General features: G+C 60.4%; 17 protein-coding genes, 1 tRNA gene and 1 pseudogene. 6 read left to right on the top strand and 13 right to left on the bottom strand.

Annotated features, from left to right (window positions below):
* The first annotated feature begins 148 nt into the window (after positions 1-148).
* The 3 genes from APZ21_RS15985 to APZ21_RS35615 all read left to right on the top strand — a co-directional run bounded on the left by APZ21_RS15985 (position 149) and on the right by APZ21_RS35615 (position 1,100).
* Positions 149-223, top strand: a tRNA-Val gene (locus APZ21_RS15985).
* 265 nt (positions 224-488) lie between these two features.
* The gene (locus APZ21_RS35620) at positions 489-677 is read left to right on the top strand and encodes a hypothetical protein (RefSeq protein ID WP_239476655.1); all 189 of its coding nucleotides are present in this window, start codon (positions 489-491) and stop codon (positions 675-677) included.
* A gap of 186 nt (positions 678-863) precedes the next feature.
* Entirely contained in the window at positions 864-1,100 is a 237-nt protein-coding gene (locus tag APZ21_RS35615; RefSeq protein WP_239476654.1) for a hypothetical protein, read from the top strand.
* Between the two features lie 153 nt (positions 1,101-1,253).
* Here the strand turns inward: APZ21_RS35615 and APZ21_RS36345 are convergent.
* The 13 genes and pseudogenes from APZ21_RS36345 to APZ21_RS15920 form a co-directional block, all read right to left on the bottom strand.
* Positions 1,254-2,201, bottom strand: a pseudogene (locus APZ21_RS36345) (recombinase family protein); the annotation flags it as partial.
* Positions 2,202-2,327: 126 nt separating this feature from the next.
* Entirely contained in the window at positions 2,328-2,789 is a 462-nt protein-coding gene (locus APZ21_RS33030; protein WP_082393150.1) for a helix-turn-helix domain-containing protein, read from the bottom strand.
* Between the two features lie 291 nt (positions 2,790-3,080).
* A complete protein-coding gene (locus tag APZ21_RS15965; protein ID WP_082393191.1) occupies positions 3,081-3,437 on the bottom strand; it encodes a hypothetical protein in 357 nt (118 codons plus the stop codon).
* 130 nt (positions 3,438-3,567) lie between these two features.
* Complete coding sequence (locus APZ21_RS15960) at positions 3,568-4,143, bottom strand: MT-A70 family methyltransferase (RefSeq protein WP_054814105.1); 576 nt, start codon at positions 4,141-4,143, stop codon at positions 3,568-3,570.
* Positions 4,140-5,117, bottom strand: a complete 978-nt coding sequence (locus APZ21_RS15955; RefSeq protein ID WP_082393149.1) for a replication-relaxation family protein — start codon at positions 5,115-5,117, stop codon at positions 4,140-4,142. The genes APZ21_RS15960 and APZ21_RS15955 overlap by 4 nt, the downstream gene beginning before the upstream one ends.
* Positions 5,114-7,348, bottom strand: a complete 2,235-nt coding sequence (locus APZ21_RS15950; RefSeq protein WP_082393148.1) for a type IV secretory system conjugative DNA transfer family protein — start codon at positions 7,346-7,348, stop codon at positions 5,114-5,116. Before APZ21_RS15950 ends, APZ21_RS15955 begins: the two co-directional genes overlap by 4 nt.
* Positions 7,338-7,601 (bottom strand): hypothetical protein, encoded by a 264-nt coding sequence (locus tag APZ21_RS34760; RefSeq protein ID WP_162240345.1) that lies wholly within the window; start codon positions 7,599-7,601, stop codon positions 7,338-7,340. The genes APZ21_RS15950 and APZ21_RS34760 overlap by 11 nt, the downstream gene beginning before the upstream one ends.
* A 217-nt stretch (positions 7,602-7,818) precedes the next feature.
* Positions 7,819-8,016, bottom strand: coding sequence for a hypothetical protein (locus tag APZ21_RS15945; RefSeq protein WP_054814103.1), 198 nt, complete (start codon positions 8,014-8,016; stop codon positions 7,819-7,821).
* Entirely contained in the window at positions 8,013-8,285 is a 273-nt protein-coding gene (locus APZ21_RS15940; RefSeq protein ID WP_156371115.1) for a hypothetical protein, read from the bottom strand. Before APZ21_RS15940 ends, APZ21_RS15945 begins: the two co-directional genes overlap by 4 nt.
* A gap of 58 nt (positions 8,286-8,343) precedes the next feature.
* Entirely contained in the window at positions 8,344-9,483 is a 1,140-nt protein-coding gene (locus APZ21_RS15935; RefSeq protein WP_156371114.1) for a DNA cytosine methyltransferase, read from the bottom strand.
* Between the two features lie 153 nt (positions 9,484-9,636).
* Positions 9,637-10,752: a hypothetical protein gene (locus tag APZ21_RS15930; protein ID WP_054814100.1), complete on the bottom strand. Its 1,116-nt coding sequence runs from the start codon at positions 10,750-10,752 to the stop codon at positions 9,637-9,639.
* On the bottom strand, positions 10,752-11,495 hold the full coding sequence (locus APZ21_RS15925; RefSeq protein ID WP_204249106.1) for a hypothetical protein: 744 nt from the start codon (positions 11,493-11,495) through the stop codon (positions 10,752-10,754). Before APZ21_RS15925 ends, APZ21_RS15930 begins: the two co-directional genes overlap by 1 nt.
* 157 nt (positions 11,496-11,652) lie before the next feature.
* Positions 11,653-12,339, bottom strand: coding sequence for a hypothetical protein (locus tag APZ21_RS15920; RefSeq protein WP_156371113.1), 687 nt, complete (start codon positions 12,337-12,339; stop codon positions 11,653-11,655).
* Between the two features lie 352 nt (positions 12,340-12,691).
* On the opposite strand from APZ21_RS15920, the gene APZ21_RS34085 reads away from it, so the two are divergent.
* The 3 genes from APZ21_RS34085 to APZ21_RS34075 all read left to right on the top strand — a co-directional run bounded on the left by APZ21_RS34085 (position 12,692) and on the right by APZ21_RS34075 (position 17,134).
* Positions 12,692-13,375: a hypothetical protein gene (locus tag APZ21_RS34085; RefSeq protein WP_156371112.1), complete on the top strand. Its 684-nt coding sequence runs from the start codon at positions 12,692-12,694 to the stop codon at positions 13,373-13,375.
* Between the two features lie 77 nt (positions 13,376-13,452).
* A complete protein-coding gene (locus APZ21_RS34080) occupies positions 13,453-14,301 on the top strand; it encodes a hypothetical protein (RefSeq protein ID WP_156371111.1) in 849 nt (282 codons plus the stop codon).
* Positions 14,294-17,134: a hypothetical protein gene (locus APZ21_RS34075; protein WP_156371110.1), complete on the top strand. Its 2,841-nt coding sequence runs from the start codon at positions 14,294-14,296 to the stop codon at positions 17,132-17,134. Before APZ21_RS34080 ends, APZ21_RS34075 begins: the two co-directional genes overlap by 8 nt.
* Positions 17,135-17,259 lie beyond the last annotated feature (125 nt).

The raw sequence follows: 17,259 nt of genomic DNA, 5'->3' as shown, positions 1-17,259 counted from the left end.
TTCGCGCCCGATCCTCGTGCCGCTCCGAGATATCCGGTGCCCCTTCGAAGGAGGCGATTTGGTGCCCGCCGGGGAGTGCGTGCTAATGTTCCATCTCGTTCGGAAGACGCTCACGCGCCACCCGAACGAAGCCTCATGGCAAGAGTCCGGTCTCATAGCTCAGCGGGAGAGCGTCCGCCTCACACGCGGAAGGTCGCTGGTTCGATCCCAGCTGGGACCACCATAAGTGCCGTACTCGAATCATTGACCGACAAAACGTCGGCAAGAGATGGTTCGGGCGCGACACCGGAAGAAGGCAAAGACAAATTGGCTATTCCCATGCTCGGCAGAGCCTCCGCATTGCGGGGGCTCTTGTCGTGTCTGGCCTTGTGCGGGGCGTAGGGGCTGTGAGCATCCCGTGTGGCTCCAGGATGGGTGTTCGGTGCGTGCTGGTGGTGTGTGCCGTGTGAGGCTGCCGTGATGCCCGCTCCTGATGTGGTGCGGCGTTGGTGGACGCAGTTGGCATGGTGGAGTTCGGCGAACAGCGGTGTCTTGTCATCGTCGGGGACGGTGGTGTCGGTGGTTTGGTCGAGGTAGAAGGCTTCGAAGAAGGTTCGGTTGAGCAGGCGGCGGATCTGGTCGGTGCCGCCCAGGTACATGGCGTGCGGGTCGACCAGGAGATCGAGGCTGTGCCGTAGGACGTCGGCTCCGGTGGCGAGTTCGGCGCTGGCATCGGTGAGTCCGATGGCGAGCCGGTTCTTCTGGATCGTGATATCCCGCAGCTTGGCGCGGATCTTGTCGCTGGGCAGGCTGCTGTCGGCGAGGGCGTCAACGAGGCGGTTTTCCTGGGTGTCGAGGTCGCGCAGTCGCCGGGTGAGGCTGGCGTGGAGTTCTTTGGTGGCGGCTTGCTCGTTGCTGAGGGTGTGGTCGAGAACGGCGCGAACGTCGGTGATGAAGGTCGTCGGCAGCCTGAAGGTGCGGTAGTGCTCGACGATGGCGTCTTCGACGTCCTCGATGCGCAGGTGCGGCAGATCACAGTAGCCGTCTTGGCGGCCCCGGCAGACGAAGTACCCGTATTTCTTGCCTGCCCTACCGGTGGGCTGGGTGAAGATCAGGCGTGACGTGCGCCCCTGGAGGTGGCAGCGCTGGCAGAACAGTCCGCCCTTGAGGTAGTGCTGATGCACCCGATCGCGTTGACCTTTGGCGCTTCTGAGATCACGGACTTCCTGCACCCGTTGGAACAGTTCCTCGTCCACGAGGGGTTCGTGGTTGCCGGGATAGATGTCGCCTTTGTAGATGACGTAGCCGAGGTAGTACGGGTCGCCGAGCATCTGATCGAGCTTGTTGGCCGACACGGGATGAACGTGGGGATTACGGGCACTGGGGCGGGCGGTGAGCCCGAGATCGGCCATGGCGGCTTCCAACCGTTCGAAGCCGTAGTCGCCGGTGGCGTACAGTTCCCAGGCTTTACGCACCAACTCGAAGCGTTCGGGGTCGAGGATGACGGTCGAGATCTTCTTGCCGCCGATGTCGGCTTTGGTGTTGAGGTAGCCGAGTTTGGCGCGACCGATGGTGCCGCCGTGGGTGGCCTTGTAGCCCATCTTGGCGGCAACGTCGAGCCCGTTCATGGTGTTCATGAGCCCGTTCATCACATCGAGCATGCCTTCCATGGCGGTGGCGGCGGGGCCTTCGCCGAAGTCGTCCTTGACGGTGATCAGGCGGACGCCGAGTTTCTGGAGCTGGGCGACGTGGATGGCGGCGTCGAAGTGGTTACGGAAAGCGCGCGCCCGGTTGTAGGTGATGACGTACTTGATACCGGGATGGGCGTGGATGTAGGCCAGCATTTCTTTGAACGCGGGGCGGTGTTCGACGTCCTTGGCTGAGAAGCCGCCTTCGATGAATGGGGCGTGCACGAGTTCTCCGCCGATAGCCTCGGTCTTGCTGACGCATTCGCTCTGCTGGGTGGCGATCGACAGACCCTTCGGGTCGATGTCCAAGGCGGTACCCAACTGACCCTTGGTGGAGACGCGGAGGTAGATCAGGGTCGGCGCCAGGACTGGGGCCAGCAGCGGATTGCTGCCGAACTCGCCTGCTCCGCTATCCGCTCCACTGCGTCCGTTCTTGCGACCGCGTTTGGCAGCGATGTGATCTTGGATGAAACCGGGGACTTCACGACTGCTGTCGCTACCGCGGTCGTCTGGGGATGTGATGTCTTGGTGCATGGATAGTCTCCTTTGCTGACCGTCAGCTTCTCGTTCGCCTCTTTTCTCGTCTGCCCGTACGCATGGAGCCGACGAGTCTTACCGCTGATCGCGCCGAGATAGGCTGCCGCCTTCCCAGCGCCGATTCTATGAATTAGATATATCGCGTCGAATGCGCTCCTCCATTTCTTTTGTGATCACTGGCTTCCCTCTGGAGAGTCGTCCGGTGAGGCGATTTGGCGCACTATCCAACTCGGCAAAGTCGAGCCCGTATTCCGAAACGATGTCACAACATGCCTGTTCCATCTTCCGGCGTCCACCGACCGGCACGGCAGGGTACTTGCTGCGCAAATAGTTCCGCAGCCCCGGCAGTTCCCACTTGCCGATCCAGTCGGCAGCCTGGAACAGGTCAGCGGTCGAAATGCCCAACGTTTCGCTGAGCGCTCGCAAGGTACGCGGTCTCGTGTCGAGCGATTGCCCCTGCTCGATCCTCCAGATAGTCGCCTGGTCAACACCCGACCGTCGCGCCAGCCCATTAATAGACCATCCATGGGATTCGCGGGCAGCCACGATCTTCACCGCTATCCGCAGCGCATTCTTCTGATCCATTCCGAGTAAGTCTCCGTTAATAAAATCTCACCAAAGCGTAACTCCTTTGTTGGTGAAAATCAATAATTGTAGGGAGAATTTCTTGTGAATTAAAGAGGTCGTCAGTCGATGTTTTATTAACATGCAATATGCGAAATTAGGTGGGAATCGAAGCCCGACAGGCGGGAGTAGAACGGCATCGCCGTTTTCCTCCCGACCTGCCGAGCCTGCGATTTCCCTTACGGCTGAGCCATCAGAATCATCAGAACTGGGTGCTCAAGATTCGAGCATCACGTCCTGAAGAAGCGGGGCTCAGTCCGTCGACGGATCAGCGGTGCGCCGTCCGCGCTTCTGGGGAGAAGCCGGCGGTTCCGTGCTGCTGGGTTCGGTCGCCTCGGCGGCTGCCGCAGGCTTGGAACGTCGCAGCCGGTTGATCGCATCTCGTCGTAATGCCGCCTCGCGCTCGATATCTGCGATAGCTTGTTCGGCGCGTTCCGCAAGGTCGGACTCTTCTCGTGCTTTCTCGATGTGATTCAGCACGGCTTGCAGATGTTCGTCCGCAAGGGTCTTGCCGCGGAGCTGAGCGATCAAACTCAGTTCTGCATGGATCTCCGGGTCGACCCGGATAGCCATGGTCTTGCGTTGGGAGTCGTTGTCCGGCATGGACATGGCGGCTACCTCCTCGAATGGGTGCGACTGGTGAGTGCCGGTGTGGCGCTCGACGACCAGCCGCATCCCACCGACGAGGCGACCCCTGGCAACAGCGTCGTCGGACCTGCCCGAACCGTGATCCTGGTGTTCATGCTGACTCTCCCTCGCGGAATTTCCGATCCGAGGGCACCGGGTAGCCGGGAATCACGAGGTCGGAATCGACTTCGTTGCCCCAGACATCCCAGCCGGGCTGCCGCCGCCGGGCGAACAGCTCCAAATACGGACCGCTGCTGATTCTTTCGATGATCGCGAACTGCTCTTCCGGCTTATGACTGTGCTGAGGGTGAACCGGCGCGATGAACCACGTGGGTTGAGCACGGAAGTTGACCGGCGCTCGCCCTCGGGTGCCGAACAGGACATGTTCTGTCATGTTGCGCAGGTACTGTCCGAGTTGTAGGCGCGGTTTCATCCAGGTCAGCGGTGATCGGTAGGTGAAGCCCCACGCCTCCATGACTTCGAACCCGTGGCGCAGGGTCGCATTGGTGACCCATAGCCAGATATGGGCATCGTCTTCGGCGAGATCACCGACCGGCAGCCCCTTGACACGGTCGAGGCTCATGAGCGGGTAATGCCGTTCGGCGCCGTAGCTGCCTTTTTGCAGCACGTCCCACGGCGGATCGACCAGGATCGTGCGGTAGCGGTGCCTCGGGACGGAACGGCTCATTGATCACCTCCTTTCCGAACGAGTTCGACAAGCTGATCCGGCGAGATCACACGGAACAGGGTTGGGTCGAGCTGGTGATCGTGCTCGATGGCGTCCCGCAGTGCCCGCCGGCGTCGTTCAGCGGTGGCCAAGTTGCGGTGCGCGATCGTCCAAATGACGAACGGAAACCCCGCCTCGCTGTGGTGACCTGATGACAGCCCCACTCGTTCGTACGCCTGGTAATCCCGACACTTCCTGATCAACCGCTTGATGCTTTCGGTGCCGAGATCGACCTCGATGAAGTAGCTATCCACGTAGGGGCTATCCGGCGACAGCGCCGTCTCTGCATAGAGATCCGGTCGCAACCTGACGACGCTGCCCAGGCGGACGAAACGCGGCCACGAAGGCTCTATTTCGCACGTCACCAGTTCCAGCGCGCGCTGATGATCTGCCTCGACCAAGCGCATATGCGTCTCAGCGACCGCCAGGGTGTGACGAAGGAACGTTTCGGTCGGTTCCTTCACATGCCGCCGCGCCCCCGACTGCTCGTCCTGCCGCAAGAGCCGATACCCGGTGACATCGAGGTAGTGAACCAGTCCGCTGCTGCCGAACCCGACCCCGCCGATGCGACGATCCAGCGTCCCGAGCAGCCGATCGTCGCGTAGCCGCCGCAGCACCTTCTGGGTGCGGCGTGAACTCGATGCCGGACTGAGATCGGCAAAGTGGAAGCGGCGGATCTGCTCCACCGTCAGAAACCGATGAGCTGCCACCGATTTCAGCACTGCCCAGTCGCGGTCACTGAGTGACTGGGCAATCCGTTCCAGGTCGCGCTGTGAGACCCGCCGTCTGACTGGGGAGATGGTGCCGGAGGCACCATCAGTCGGTGCTGCAACCCGACCTGAATCGGCAAGGACAAGCGACGATGCGGTGGTGTCGGACGAGGCGAAACGCCCGCCGAAACGCCCGTCCCCTTCCTGCCCTTCGGCGCGGTTCATGATCGCCTCCGTCGGCGACCACGCCCCTCGGATGCAGTGCCGGACCGCTGCTGGTCTGGTCCTTCCAACAGGGCACGGAACTCCGCCTCGATTTCTGCTCTGGGTCGCCCGTACTGCTCGCGGCTCAGACGACGGATCTCGTCCGGATCGCTCGGGGTGAACCCTTCGGTCGTTTCCAGAGGCGGCAGGGTCACGCCCGATGTCCACGGCTGCACGCTGTTATCCCGTACCAGCTTCATATAGACGTGATGGGCGGGCAGCGCCATGAAATCCTCCGGGCTGAGCACAGATTGCCCGGCGGCCATTTCTTTGGCATCGTCCACGCCCAACTGGAAGGCGATCTTGTTCCGAGCCCCATTCTTGAAGGCGCGCGCCATCGCTGGCGGAAGCTGTGAACCATATTGATGCGCGAGAGCGAATGAGGCACCCATCGAGCGGGCGGTGGCGAGCGCGTCATCAAGATCAACTGGCAGATTCAAAAACTCCTGTACCTCATCGACGTACACCATGACTGGGTCGCGCTTGGCTTCCGGTATGGTGGCGCGCTCCCGGATGGCATTCCAGACTTCTGCCAGCAGAAACGCCGCGAGCAGCTTGGCTCGATCTGGTCCTATGTGCCCCGGTTGCAGCGGTACCAGGAAGACTTTCTTCTGATCAAGCGCCTGGCGCACATCAAATCTCGGATGTTGTTGCGCCAGAACCCCTCTCAAATAGACATCCAGGAACGGACGTACTTTGTTGCTAAGCGGTGCGATATTGTTCATCACCCCCTCGGGCGAGAGCTGCTCGTACCACGACCAGAAGGTTCCGGCAGCGAACGGGTCGCGCTCGACTGCCTTACGAACCAGCGGACGCCGAAATGCCGGATCGGTCAGGATGAGTGGCAGCATGATCAGGCTCGGATTCGGCGCCAGCGCGATTGCCTTGAGCGATTCGCGCAGGATGTCACCGCTACGCCGTCCCAACGAGTCGCCATAAAGCGAATGGAAGATGTGGAAGATATTGTCCGCCACCACTTCCGGGGGTGTGCCGCCTCGGAGCCGATCAAGCGGATTGATGCCGACCGGGAAGTCGTCGAGTGGATCCAGGACGACGACGTCGTCTTTACGGCTGTCCGGCATCACGCGCAGCACGCCATCCACCAGGTCTTTCGGCTCGAATGCGAACACCGCACGCCTCGCCACGAGATCCTGGTGGATGAGCCGTATGAGCAGTTCCGTTTTGCCCACGCCACTCGGCCCGATCACATGCGTATGTCGGCAGGCATCGTGAACTCCGTAGCTGACGAATTTTCCCTCCATGCCAGGCGCATTCGCCATCGCGATCACCTTATCGCCGGTCAGGAGCGCGGGGGTCGGTCGCAGCTTCTTCGGGTGCAGCGGGTGCTGCCCTGGGAAGGCTTCTTCTTTATCGCTGACCGGCCAGGCCGTCAGTTGCAGCACCTCACCGATCCCCAAGCGCCGGCTACCGACCACCAGCGGCCATGGTGACCACCAGGAGCGGCGGCGTGGGGTATTGAGCTTCTTCGGTGATTCGGCACGTAGTTCCAGATGCACCCCCGCGGCGTTGACTGTGCCGAGCGCCGAAGCCAATCCCAGCAGCAGGCTCCGGCGTCGGTCGCTCGTGCGTGCCGCAGCCCCGATACGAACGGTCACCGCGAACCCGTGCTGTCCCAGCTTCTTACTCAGATCCTGTTTGACGTCCGAGCGCGTTTCCGGCTGGATGCCTTGAAGCACCTTGGACAGGACGGACTGTTCCTGCTCGGGCAGGTCGGGTGGCAATTGCTGTGGACGCCGCCTGGCACCCAGCTCGACTTGCAGCACCAGTCGTTCCCCAGGGGCGACACCCATCAGAGCCGACAAAATGGTGCGCACCGACGCCACGGCGTCAGCTGGTTCGATCAGCCCGGCGCGAGAGGAAGGTTCGACACGCCGCGCCACGGACACTGATCCACGTTCACCAGGCAAACCGCTGACCTGACTACCTGGTACCAGCTGCTCGATGGCGCGCTGAACAGATTTCGCGTAGCGGAGCTTGCTGCCGACGAGGTAATCCACCCCGGCAGATGACGATCGGGCCTCCAAAACGAGGCGCGGAGCATGCCGCTGCGCCGCCCACTGCCGCAGGAGCCCGAGAGCAGAACCCTCCGAGTACGGCCGGGGGAACCAGATTTGCTGCCATACCAGGACATCAGGCGAGAGAGGCAGTTCAGTTTGATCGTCAGGCGTCATGGTCAGCCTCCTGTCCCATGCCGTCCGCAGCATCGTTTCCAGTGGCGTCCTGATGCTTGGCCTCGTCGCTGGCGATCGTGGCGTCGTCTTGTGCATCAGCCAGTGCCTGGGCTATGGCAGCACGTCCCAACGGGCGGGGGTCAAATGGCTCCCGCCGGACACTCCGTACCCTGATATAGCGTTCCGGCCTGCTCGGCCGGTTCCGCCCATTGGCAGGCCGCCGATAATTCATTTTGCCGTTGTTTTTGGACATGGGTTTACCCTCCTCATGTATTAGTGCTGAAATGCCGACGACCCACCCGAATTACGACGTCTGAACATGTATTGCTCTGTGTCAACGTCCGTCTATTCTGGGTTTACCACACGGGGGTCGAGCCGCTCAATCCATTGCGGGCGGTAGCAGTATTTTCTACAACATCCGAAACGCCCATATGCGTTCCCGAATCAAAACGCTTGTAAGGGCAGGATATTCACCAGCGATCCCGCCATGTCTTAATTACAACAACCGCCAACCACACCAACACCCCCGTCCCCACGATGATGATTACCGGCCAGAAGATCGACTGCACCAAAGACACCGCCACGTACAGCGCGATGGCGGCACCCAGTACCCGCAAGCACGCGCCGACCAGGCGGTCGATGAGTCCTGGCTGTTCGTGGCCGCTCATGCCTGCCACCTCCGAATCCACGCCAGCAGCTCGTCGGTAAGAATCAGGAGCAACCCCCACACCTTGATCGCCGTGGCCGGTGCCATATCCTGATGCACCTCGTTCATATCCACGATTTCTCGCAGCGTGACGGTCAGCTTTGCCACCGTCGATTCCGCGAGATGTCGTGTCACCTCGGGGTTGTCGCCCTCCGGTATGCCGCCGTCGAACTGCCACGGCAATGGATCGGGTTCGGATACGGGGTTGGATGTATTCGGTGCATCACTCATGGATGACCTCCTTTTCGGGCAAGAATGTTGGATATTGCAAGGGGTGCCGCGCCGCTCATTACTGGGTGCGGTCCCGCTGGTCTCGCGTCGCCGGAACATCGGGGCGGAGACGACCGAGCGCCCGTGCGATCTCGCGCGCTGTCGCCGCGACCGGTGCGACCGCGACGGCGTTCCCCAGCTGCCGCAGCGCTTGGGCGTCGCTGACCGGGAACACGAAGTCATCGGGAAACCCCTGCATGCGACGGATCTCAGCAATCCCGAGCTGGCGGACGACTCCATCGACCAGGTAGTGCGACCAGCCGAAATCCACGCCGAACGGCTTGTTGTAGCCGCTCGCGAGCACGGACCACCCGATCTTGCGGTGGCAGTCGCCGCCGACGATGTCGTCCATCGTGATCACCAGCGGCACCGGCTCAGGGAACGAGAATGGTGTCGATCGACGCCGGAACCCCACCATGAACAAGCGGGGACGCAACTGCGGCAGTCCGAAATCGCAGGCGCGCAGCACTTTCAGATGCAGGGTGTAGCCGAGATGGTCGGTCAGCAGCGCCTTCATCACGGCGATGGTCTGACCGCCGCCATGGGTCAGCAGACCACGGACGTTCTCCAGGAAGAACGCCGGAGGACGGGTCGCCTCGAGGATGCGCACCACATCGAAGAACGCCGTCCCCCTGGTATCGGTGAAGCCCCGCCGAACGCCGGCCTCAGAAAACGGCTGGCAGGGAAATCCCGCCGTCAGCACGTCGTACTTCGGCAGATCCTCAGCAGCCACCGTGCCGATGTCGCCGACGAACTGCCCATCGCCGAACATTCCGGGATAGCGATGGTGAAAGTTCGCCTCGAAGGTCTTGCGTGCAGCCGGATTACTCTCACTGGCGAAGACGGTCGAAGCGCCGAGCGTCTCGAATCCCAGCGAGAATCCCCCGATCCCGGCATACAGCTCAGCCACTTTGAGCGGCGCCGGTTCGGATGGCTGCTGGCACGGCTGACGACGTGTGAGCGCCCGAAGCCCCGCGGGCAATGCGGTGCTGTGGAAACGAGCCGGGCTCGTGTGGTTCATCGCCGCCGCTCCCCGGACGGAACCGTCCGTATGCGGAATGGTCTCCGAGGGGCCGCTTTCGGGGATCGTTGCCCCGCCCCGCTGCGGCGAGGGTTCGGGCTCGGGGATGGAAGGGTTTGGGGTGGGAATATCGCTCACGGATAGACCTCCTTTGAAGCAAAAACTCTGTTGAGAGTGGTGCTGCCGCCTGTTTTTGGCATGGCGGCAGCACCACAGAAATTCGGGAGAAGTGACAGAACTGGTAAAAAACTCAGCCGCTACGCGACTGGCGGCTCCACTGGAGCGCGCTTGTCAGAGACGCTTGCCCTTGCTCGCCTGCTGGGAGGCGGACGCCACCCCGACCCCAGCCCCATTACGCCCCCGGACGGTGAGAGCGCTCGAATCGTGCCCCACACCGTGCCCCACCGTTTCCGGGCTCTGTGCCATGGCTTCCAGCTTCAAAGCATGCACGTAGGCGCTGGCGGCTTGCCCGCGCAGCGCATGCTCCTGCTGGATGTGGCGCACCCGTCGCAAGGCGCGCTCCGCCAGCAGGATTCGCACCGACGACGCCAGACGCCGATGCGCTCGCTGCTCCTTGGCATACGCCCGCCGAGCGTCTTCGATGGCATCGGCGACCGGATCAGCGTGGGAATGGGCGTTGATGTACGACGCAGTAGCGATGCCCAGCGCCAGCAAGCCGAAGGCGAACCCCGCCGCCGGTCCTTCGATGCTGGAGCGCAGCGCGAAGATGCCGACACTGACGAATAGCGCGACCGCCGCACCAACCACCACCGCCGCCAGGACGAAGGCGCGTCCCTTCCGCTGTCCCAGCAGCATCGGCAGGTACGGACGCAACTCCGCTGATGCCTCTTCGGGATCGAGTTGCCGCTGTCGCGCCAGCTGGTAGTGCTTCACCTGTGTTCCGACCAGACCAGCCGTGATCGTGGCGACGCCCGCCGACGCCGCTTGTGCCAGCGCCAATGCCGGAAGCTCGCCGTAGGCGATCCCGGCACCGCCGAGACCTGCGATGTCACCGACCAACAGCCCCGCGGTTCGCAGCCGGTACCCGAGCGACGATCCCTTGCGTACCGCCAAGGGATGCAGTGCTGCTTTCACCTTGGCGTAGGTCGCCTGAGCCTCGTTGACCATCGGGCGGTTGGCGTCGATGAGGTAGGCAGTTTCGACGTTGCCCGGCTCCAGACCAGCCGCCAGCGCTGCGGGTTTCGCCGCCGCCCGTTCACCTTCGGCATCATGGAGATGAACCTGGTGCTCCGCCCGTGCGTTGAACTCCTGTTCCAAATAGAAACTGTCCACGATGTCCGGTCGCGGTACCGCCACCGCCTGCTCCGCAGGGATGAGGCGGGCGTGCTGCACCCGCTCCCGCAGCGCCCGATCACCGCCGGAGCCCCCCGGCATGCGCAGTTTCATTACCGCACCGCCGCATCGGTCACGATGAAGCACGCCGCCGCTTTGGTGGCTTCGCACAGCAGCCGGAAAAACGCCTTGAGCGCGTTGACGTAGTCCGAAGGGAACGACTGACCCGGTGCCTTGCCGATGTCCGTCATGCGGACGGTGGCACCGGTCAGATCGACCGGCGTGACCTGCTGTGCCAGCTGCTCGGCACGGGCGACGGTCAGCGACGAATCGGTCAGCGAGGGCGCAACCGTCTGTGCGCCGTCGGTGGTGATGACCAGATCCAGCACGTAGCGCGTGCCGACGGGATCGAGCTGGCGACCGAATTCCGCGGCGAGTCCGAGCTGCGACACGACATCCTTGCCGTCACGGGACAGGGTGGCGGCGGCTTTGGGCAGGTTCGCCTTCACGGTGTCCATCACGGCGTCGACCATCTTGGGTACCCGCTTCAGGCGGGCGTTCTCGGTTGCCCCCTGGGCGTGCAGTTCGCCGTCGTAGACAGCCGACACCGCCCCGGCGGAACCGCCGAAAATGTCGGCACGGAAGGTACCTCCACACACCGCAACCCGTTCGGCGAGGGCCCGCACCGGGGCGAGCCTTCCATCGTCGGCGGCGACCTCCAGTCGGTCACCGCTGACGTCGATGGCGGCGCGTCCGGCGACTTCGCGACCTTCAGGGCAGGAGGCGGCGATCTTCTTCAGCTCGGCGAGGTCGCCGGGAGGGGTGGGGACGGCACAGGCGGTCAGACCGACCGCCACCGTCGTGGCTGCCACGGTGGCAGCGATGCCGGGATGCGCCCGGAACTTGATTTGTTTGTGGGACATAGGGTTTACCTCTTTTCTGGGGCGAGATGAACGCCTCGCGTGGTGGCACGTACCGCCACCACGCGACGCTCTCGGTTCGGGAGTTCTGGTATTAACCGGCGCTGGTCGAGACTCGGAAGCGCTGACCACATGCCGAGCAGGTGATCGCCACACCGTCGCGCCAGGAACCTTTGGCGATGCGGATCGTCACCAGGCCGCCACGAGCCGTGCGGCAGGCACAGGCGGCGAAGATGTACTTGGCGACGCTCTCATCCGTGGTCAGCGTCGCCGTTCCGGTCGACGCCGCACCGACACCGCTTCCCTTGGGCGTCCGTCGCACCCACTTCGGCTCGCGCACCATCACCAGCGACTTGTCCAGCAAAGCGATCAGATCGGCGTAGTCGACCTGCGCATCCGGCCGGAGGCACGGAGTGATGTGCCCGTGCACGCGGTGCTTGGTGACATGCAGACCGAGCGCCATGGCGACCTCGGCGAACCTCCGGTTGTGGTAGCGACCACGGTTGGAAGTGCCCTTCACGGCGCACAGGTGGTTCCACGCGTGGGCGGCTTCGTGCACCAGCGTGACGAGCCAGTCTTCGGCGGTGTAGCGGTCCCCGGTGCCACGGCGAAGATCGGCGTTCAAGAAGATCTCGTCGATGTCGTGCCCTTCGTGCTGCCAGGCACCGGGGTAGAACCAGCCGTGCGCCTGATGAGGACCGACGTCGCCGCTGTCGATATGCACACTGTCCTGGAGGTACTCCGTCAGACCGGGCAAGGCGTCGCTGCGGCGAGCGGTCACCTCCAGGAGTACGAGTTTCGCCGTGTCCATCTGGTCGCGGTAGGCGGTGGTGGGGAGACCGACGCTCTCGGAAGCTGAATTGGTGAACAATGGATCTTCGTTTCTGTAGTGGGAAGAGGCTCCAAAAGGGAGCACGACCCCACGATCCCAGGACTCCGACCCCTATTCAGTTGCTTCCCTGACGACTTCCCTGATGACTTCCGGTAGTCCTGGCTCAGAGAAAGTGCAGGGAACTCTACAAGGAAGTCGGACCGGAAGTGCTTGCATCAGGAGGGCAGTGACAGCTACGCGCTATTGACCGAGATCACTAAACGTGATTATATAAACCCAGAATTAAATAGGAAAACTTCATATGGGAAGACATTCGCAAGATAATGATTCGTTCCGCGAACGTAGGCAAGACCATTCTGGGAAGGAATCAAGTTTGAATGGTCTGGAGTCTGAGCAAATTATCGGTCGGGCGCAGACCTACCTAGAGCGCGACTACACCGATTTGCCGCTGAATCATAAGTGGCGAACCGAAATGGTGGAGCTGTTGCATGATATGAAGCAGCTCCCAACTCAAAATTCGGACGTCGCGGCTTACGTAATGGAGAGCCTCATTTCGGTCGAGTACCACCTTCGCAGCAATGAGTATCCGATGTGGACAACCATGATTCCCGCAATGCTAAATGCAGATCCCGATGAAGCCTGGCGCCTTATGCGAATGGGAGTTAAGTACTTGGGCGATGGCAATCGAGGTGCAGCAGAGCTAGGCAGCGCCCTTGGGGAAGCGCTACTGGACAACCAATTCGACTCCAACACGACTGCCCAGGTTGTTCAGTTCATGGCCACAGAATGGGGCAGGAGTCAATTGGAAGCCGATCAAGCACGTCAAAATCGAGACCGGTCATTCGGCAACGCCGCCACCGTGCAAACGATCATCGGTGGCATATCCGGAAGGCCGGGCGAAATAGCAACGGGCGTTATCGGTGGCAATGTTATCCACCATCACTATCCTCCACACGGCCAAGGCAATCCGCAGCGATCCGAATAAGATTCCCGCCTGATGTTCGAAGGATCAGGTCTTCACGAGAACTGGTCACGTAGACCGGAGCGTGGCATACTTACCTGATGGGGAGTCCAATACACTCTGATCAGGTCGAGCTGGCTGGCGAGCTTCATGATCTACGTCTTCGCACGATCGACGAGATTTTTCGCACTCAAGGCGAACCAAAGGATTTCAAGATCCTCTTCCGGGTTATCGGTGGACTCTATAAGGGTTCCGACCAGCGCGATACTACAATGATCGAAGCCATCAAGCTTGGCTTGCAAGAGGCCATCAAATTTCTGCCGAACACTCGACTGACCGACATTAGTAGAGAGTCTAAAGTCACCTGGCGAGACGCAGCATCCATTCTATATGGTCTGTACCCCTTTTCTCTGGAAGCCAGAATTGAGATAACCGGCTATGAGGGGCACGGACAGAATCACGCTAAGTGGGCTAAGTATCTTCGCGACCTCTGCGGTCTGCCGGATGGCAGTCGGCAATTTACAAATAGAGTTACCGATATACGGCAAATGTTGGCAGATATACTGTTAGGTGCAGAGATGAGCGGCGGGTTTGAACAGTTGAGAAGAACAATTCAGGATCCTGTCATAGGTCAAGCTCGGCAAGATGAAAATTCGACCGAGTCACTGGTTGACGTCGATATTTCCTCGGACCGTACGAATCCGCCAGTGGAACTGGAATCCGCCTTCGGCGATCCGTACAGTGGAAATATGGATGACAGCACCGATATGGACGATCACGAAGAAAAGCAGCCGACCAACAAGTTCGAGGGTGACGTAACTCAGTATGTAACCGGAATTTTCAGTCAGACTTCCGGATCTATTGGTGGCAATGTAATTCACCATCATTATTCGACTCCGCAACAGTTTAAGCCGCCTCAGCCACCGGAGTCGACCGAGCCAAATGGATAGCACTGATACCGGTCAAGCGCAAATCAATCAGTATGTCACAGCTGTCGCCGGATATGCATATGGCGCGATCGGGGCTGACGTACATGTGCTCGGAAACGGCAGCCCGCTATATCTGCTGCTGAATCATCGGCAGGTTGAATCTCCACGGTCTTCCTGGCTGACTGCGCTTCCCAGTCGGATGCTTAATGCGCGATACGGAGTGGTTGAATTCACCGGGCGAAGGGTGGAGCGTGACGACTTGCACACCTGGTGCCGCTCCAGCCCCCGGTTAGCTGTCCGCTGGCTCCACGGACCGGGCGGGCAGGGTAAGACGCGTCTGGCCGCTGAATTCGCCAGCGAGGCGGTCGCGAAGGGCTGGAAGATCGTCACCGCGATTCCCGGAGCAGGGGCAGTGCTGCCGCAACCAGGCAGCCAGGATCTTCGTCTGGACGGTGCCGCGGGTCTGCTCTTGATTGTCGACTACGCCGATCGTTGGCCTCTTCACCACCTCATGTGGCTTCTCAGTAATGCATTGCTCTACCACAAGAACATTCCAACTCGTGTGCTGTTACTTGCGCGCAGTAGTCGTCTCTGGCCAGCTCTACATGCGGCAATCGAAGGGCGACGTATCCAGGCGGACACGTATCAGCTGCATGCGGTCACCGATACCGATAGTATGCACGAGCGCCGCCGCATGTTCTTGACTGGCCGGGACTGCTTCGCACGTCATTATGGTCTCTCCCCAGGTGAGACGGCCTCTATTCATCCGCCGACAGTCCTCGGCGAGGACGAATTCGGCTCTATTCTAACTATCCATATGGCTGCCCTGATGGCCGTCGATGCGCGCATCAATCAGATCGTAACTACCCCTGCCGATCCGACCAGCATCTCTGCCTATTTGATGCGCCGCGAACGGCTGCACTGGGCTACCTTGTACGAGAACCGCATTAGAGGAGCGGATTTTTTAACACCCCCCGATGTAATGGCGGCTGTTGTATTTGTAGCTGGCTTCATCGGACCTGCACTGTATGGCGCAGCATTGACCGCACTGAGTTCTGCTCTACGAACACTCGGAAGTAATATTTCGGTAGAGCGTGTAATCGCAGACCACTCGACATGCTACCCCCCGAGTGAATCCGGCTATGCACTTGAACCGCTGTACCCCGATCGACTGGCTGAAGATTATCTTGCACAATGCTTCGCAACTTCGTCGGCGTCGGATAAGGGCGCGCATCCTTGGGCTGAGCAGCTTCTATTCAGGGTGATGTCAGACGTGCGGGATGGTACATCAGATCACATCTTGTCACGAGCTCTTGGGCTTCTCGCCGACTCCTCAAGTAGGTGGTTGCATCTTGTGCCTGTTCTCGGGATAATTGTGTCCGCAGCCCCTGAAATGGCGCTACGTGCTGGCTCGAATGTCTTGACAACAATTGCACGCATAGAAACATTGCCTCGTATAGCCAGACTCGAATTTGCGCGCCTTATCGTTAGGGGCGAAATTCCTGCCGATCGCGGCGTCGACGCTGGAACTGCCTTCATGGCTGAACGGCTTCTTCAGAATTTTCCCGACCACCCCAATTCCGAGGGCTCTAAGGCGCTTATAACGTTGAAGATGGCGCAACACTTTGCAATGGCAGGTCTTCATGACCGCGCGGTGCCTGCGTATGAGAAGGCAAGCGACCTCTTGGCTACCGTAGCGGACTCGGAAGATAGCAAGGTATGGCTGTCGAGACTCGCTGAAGCTTATTCCGGCTTACGCCACTCATCATCTGTCTGCGGAAATTTCGAAGCAGCACTGGACGCCGCAAATGCGGCATACGAGGCTAGAGTGGATGCTCTATCCCGAAAAAACTTCATATGGGATAGCATTCTGGTGCAATTAGCGAAGGCTGATCTCGGATGGCCTTTGGCTGCTTTGGAACGCTACGATGAAGCCGCCACGCAGCTTGGCCAAGCTTCCACAATCTTATTTGGCTTCCGTAAGAATGCTAGCAAAGCGCCGTTGTCATCAATTTCTGGTCGTGCTGCGACGATGACGATGGAGCTTGCGGATGTTCGCCTCCATCTGGGAAAGTTGAAGCAAGCTGCCAAAACTGGCATTCGCGCTGTCGCGCTCGCTCTGGCTAGCGACCGCGAGGATCCAGCATACATACATCGCCTCGGCAATCTTCTAGTCAGCTATTTTGTTGTCGCGGAAACTGTCGAGAGAGGGTCGAATGGTCGCTTTACTTTGACAGAATTGATGTCGCCAGCGAGCATCGCGCTCGATCAGTTCATTCAAATGGTTGATGGACCAAAAGATCAGCGGTTGACCACGCTGCATTCACGAGTTTCGAACTGGAGCATGCTACTTCGTGCACCGGATATCGGCTCAGCTAGACTTTCAAACGATGGCGCGGCTTCAACTTTGCGGAGAATCTCAATCGATGACGAAATGCTGCTTCTTGCCATTCCGGAGGCTTTCGACATTTATGGTCGAATCCAATGCACTCTTGGAGAGTATCGAATTGCAGAGCAGGCTTTAGAGGCGGCTGCGGTCGAGTGGCGCAGTGCCGTAAATTTGGCACGGACAGCCCCGCAGCGCAGAACACTCTTAGTGAAGTCCTCTATGAATCTTTCTCGACTCGCTACCTGCCAACAGAGGTTGGGTCAGATGCCCGACGCGATTGATACATATAGTGAGTCAATCGACATACTCCGAAAACTCGCACGCGGCGGTGCGCAAATATATCCAATGCTTCTTGCCGCTGACCTCCGTGCCATCTCCGGCTGTTATGCGCTAGTAGGAAATAGAAGGTCCGCAGCTGAGGCGGTTAATGAGGCAATTCAACTTGAAAGCGCCCATCCCGTATAGGGCATAAATTTGAGACCTTTACCCCATCCAAGGCGGTCTCCGTATCGGCGTCCGGCGAACAGGCGGACGGATGTCCTGCACCCGCGGCAGAAACTCGGTCGGCGCATCGTGCGTCGCTATCCGCC

This window comes from Nocardia arizonensis, assembly GCF_001310275.1.
GTDB classification, from domain to species: domain Bacteria; phylum Actinomycetota; class Actinomycetes; order Mycobacteriales; family Mycobacteriaceae; genus Nocardia; species Nocardia arizonensis.
The sequence above is the reverse complement of the archived record's forward strand: the minus strand, read 5'-3'. Positions and strand labels throughout refer to the sequence as shown.

Excerpts from the sequence above, each read along its gene's own strand:
- APZ21_RS33030 (WP_082393150.1), bottom strand. The coding sequence starts at position 2,789 with ATGGATCAGAAGAATGCGCTGCGGATAGCGGTGAAGATCGTGGCTGCC.
- APZ21_RS15965 (WP_082393191.1), bottom strand. The coding sequence starts at position 3,437 with ATGTCCATGCCGGACAACGACTCCCAACGCAAGACCATGGCTATCCGG.
- APZ21_RS15960 (WP_054814105.1), bottom strand. The coding sequence starts at position 4,143 with ATGAGCCGTTCCGTCCCGAGGCACCGCTACCGCACGATCCTGGTCGAT.
- APZ21_RS15955 (WP_082393149.1), bottom strand. The coding sequence starts at position 5,117 with ATGAACCGCGCCGAAGGGCAGGAAGGGGACGGGCGTTTCGGCGGGCGT.
- APZ21_RS15950 (WP_082393148.1), bottom strand. The coding sequence starts at position 7,348 with ATGACGCCTGACGATCAAACTGAACTGCCTCTCTCGCCTGATGTCCTG.
- APZ21_RS34760 (WP_162240345.1), bottom strand. The coding sequence starts at position 7,601 with ATGTCCAAAAACAACGGCAAAATGAATTATCGGCGGCCTGCCAATGGG.
- APZ21_RS15945 (WP_054814103.1), bottom strand. The coding sequence starts at position 8,016 with ATGAGCGGCCACGAACAGCCAGGACTCATCGACCGCCTGGTCGGCGCG.
- APZ21_RS15940 (WP_156371115.1), bottom strand. The coding sequence starts at position 8,285 with ATGAGTGATGCACCGAATACATCCAACCCCGTATCCGAACCCGATCCA.
- APZ21_RS15930 (WP_054814100.1), bottom strand. The coding sequence starts at position 10,752 with ATGAAACTGCGCATGCCGGGGGGCTCCGGCGGTGATCGGGCGCTGCGG.
- APZ21_RS34085 (WP_156371112.1), top strand. The coding sequence starts at position 12,692 with ATGGGAAGACATTCGCAAGATAATGATTCGTTCCGCGAACGTAGGCAA.
- APZ21_RS34080 (WP_156371111.1), top strand. The coding sequence starts at position 13,453 with ATGGGGAGTCCAATACACTCTGATCAGGTCGAGCTGGCTGGCGAGCTT.
- APZ21_RS34075 (WP_156371110.1), top strand. The coding sequence starts at position 14,294 with ATGGATAGCACTGATACCGGTCAAGCGCAAATCAATCAGTATGTCACA.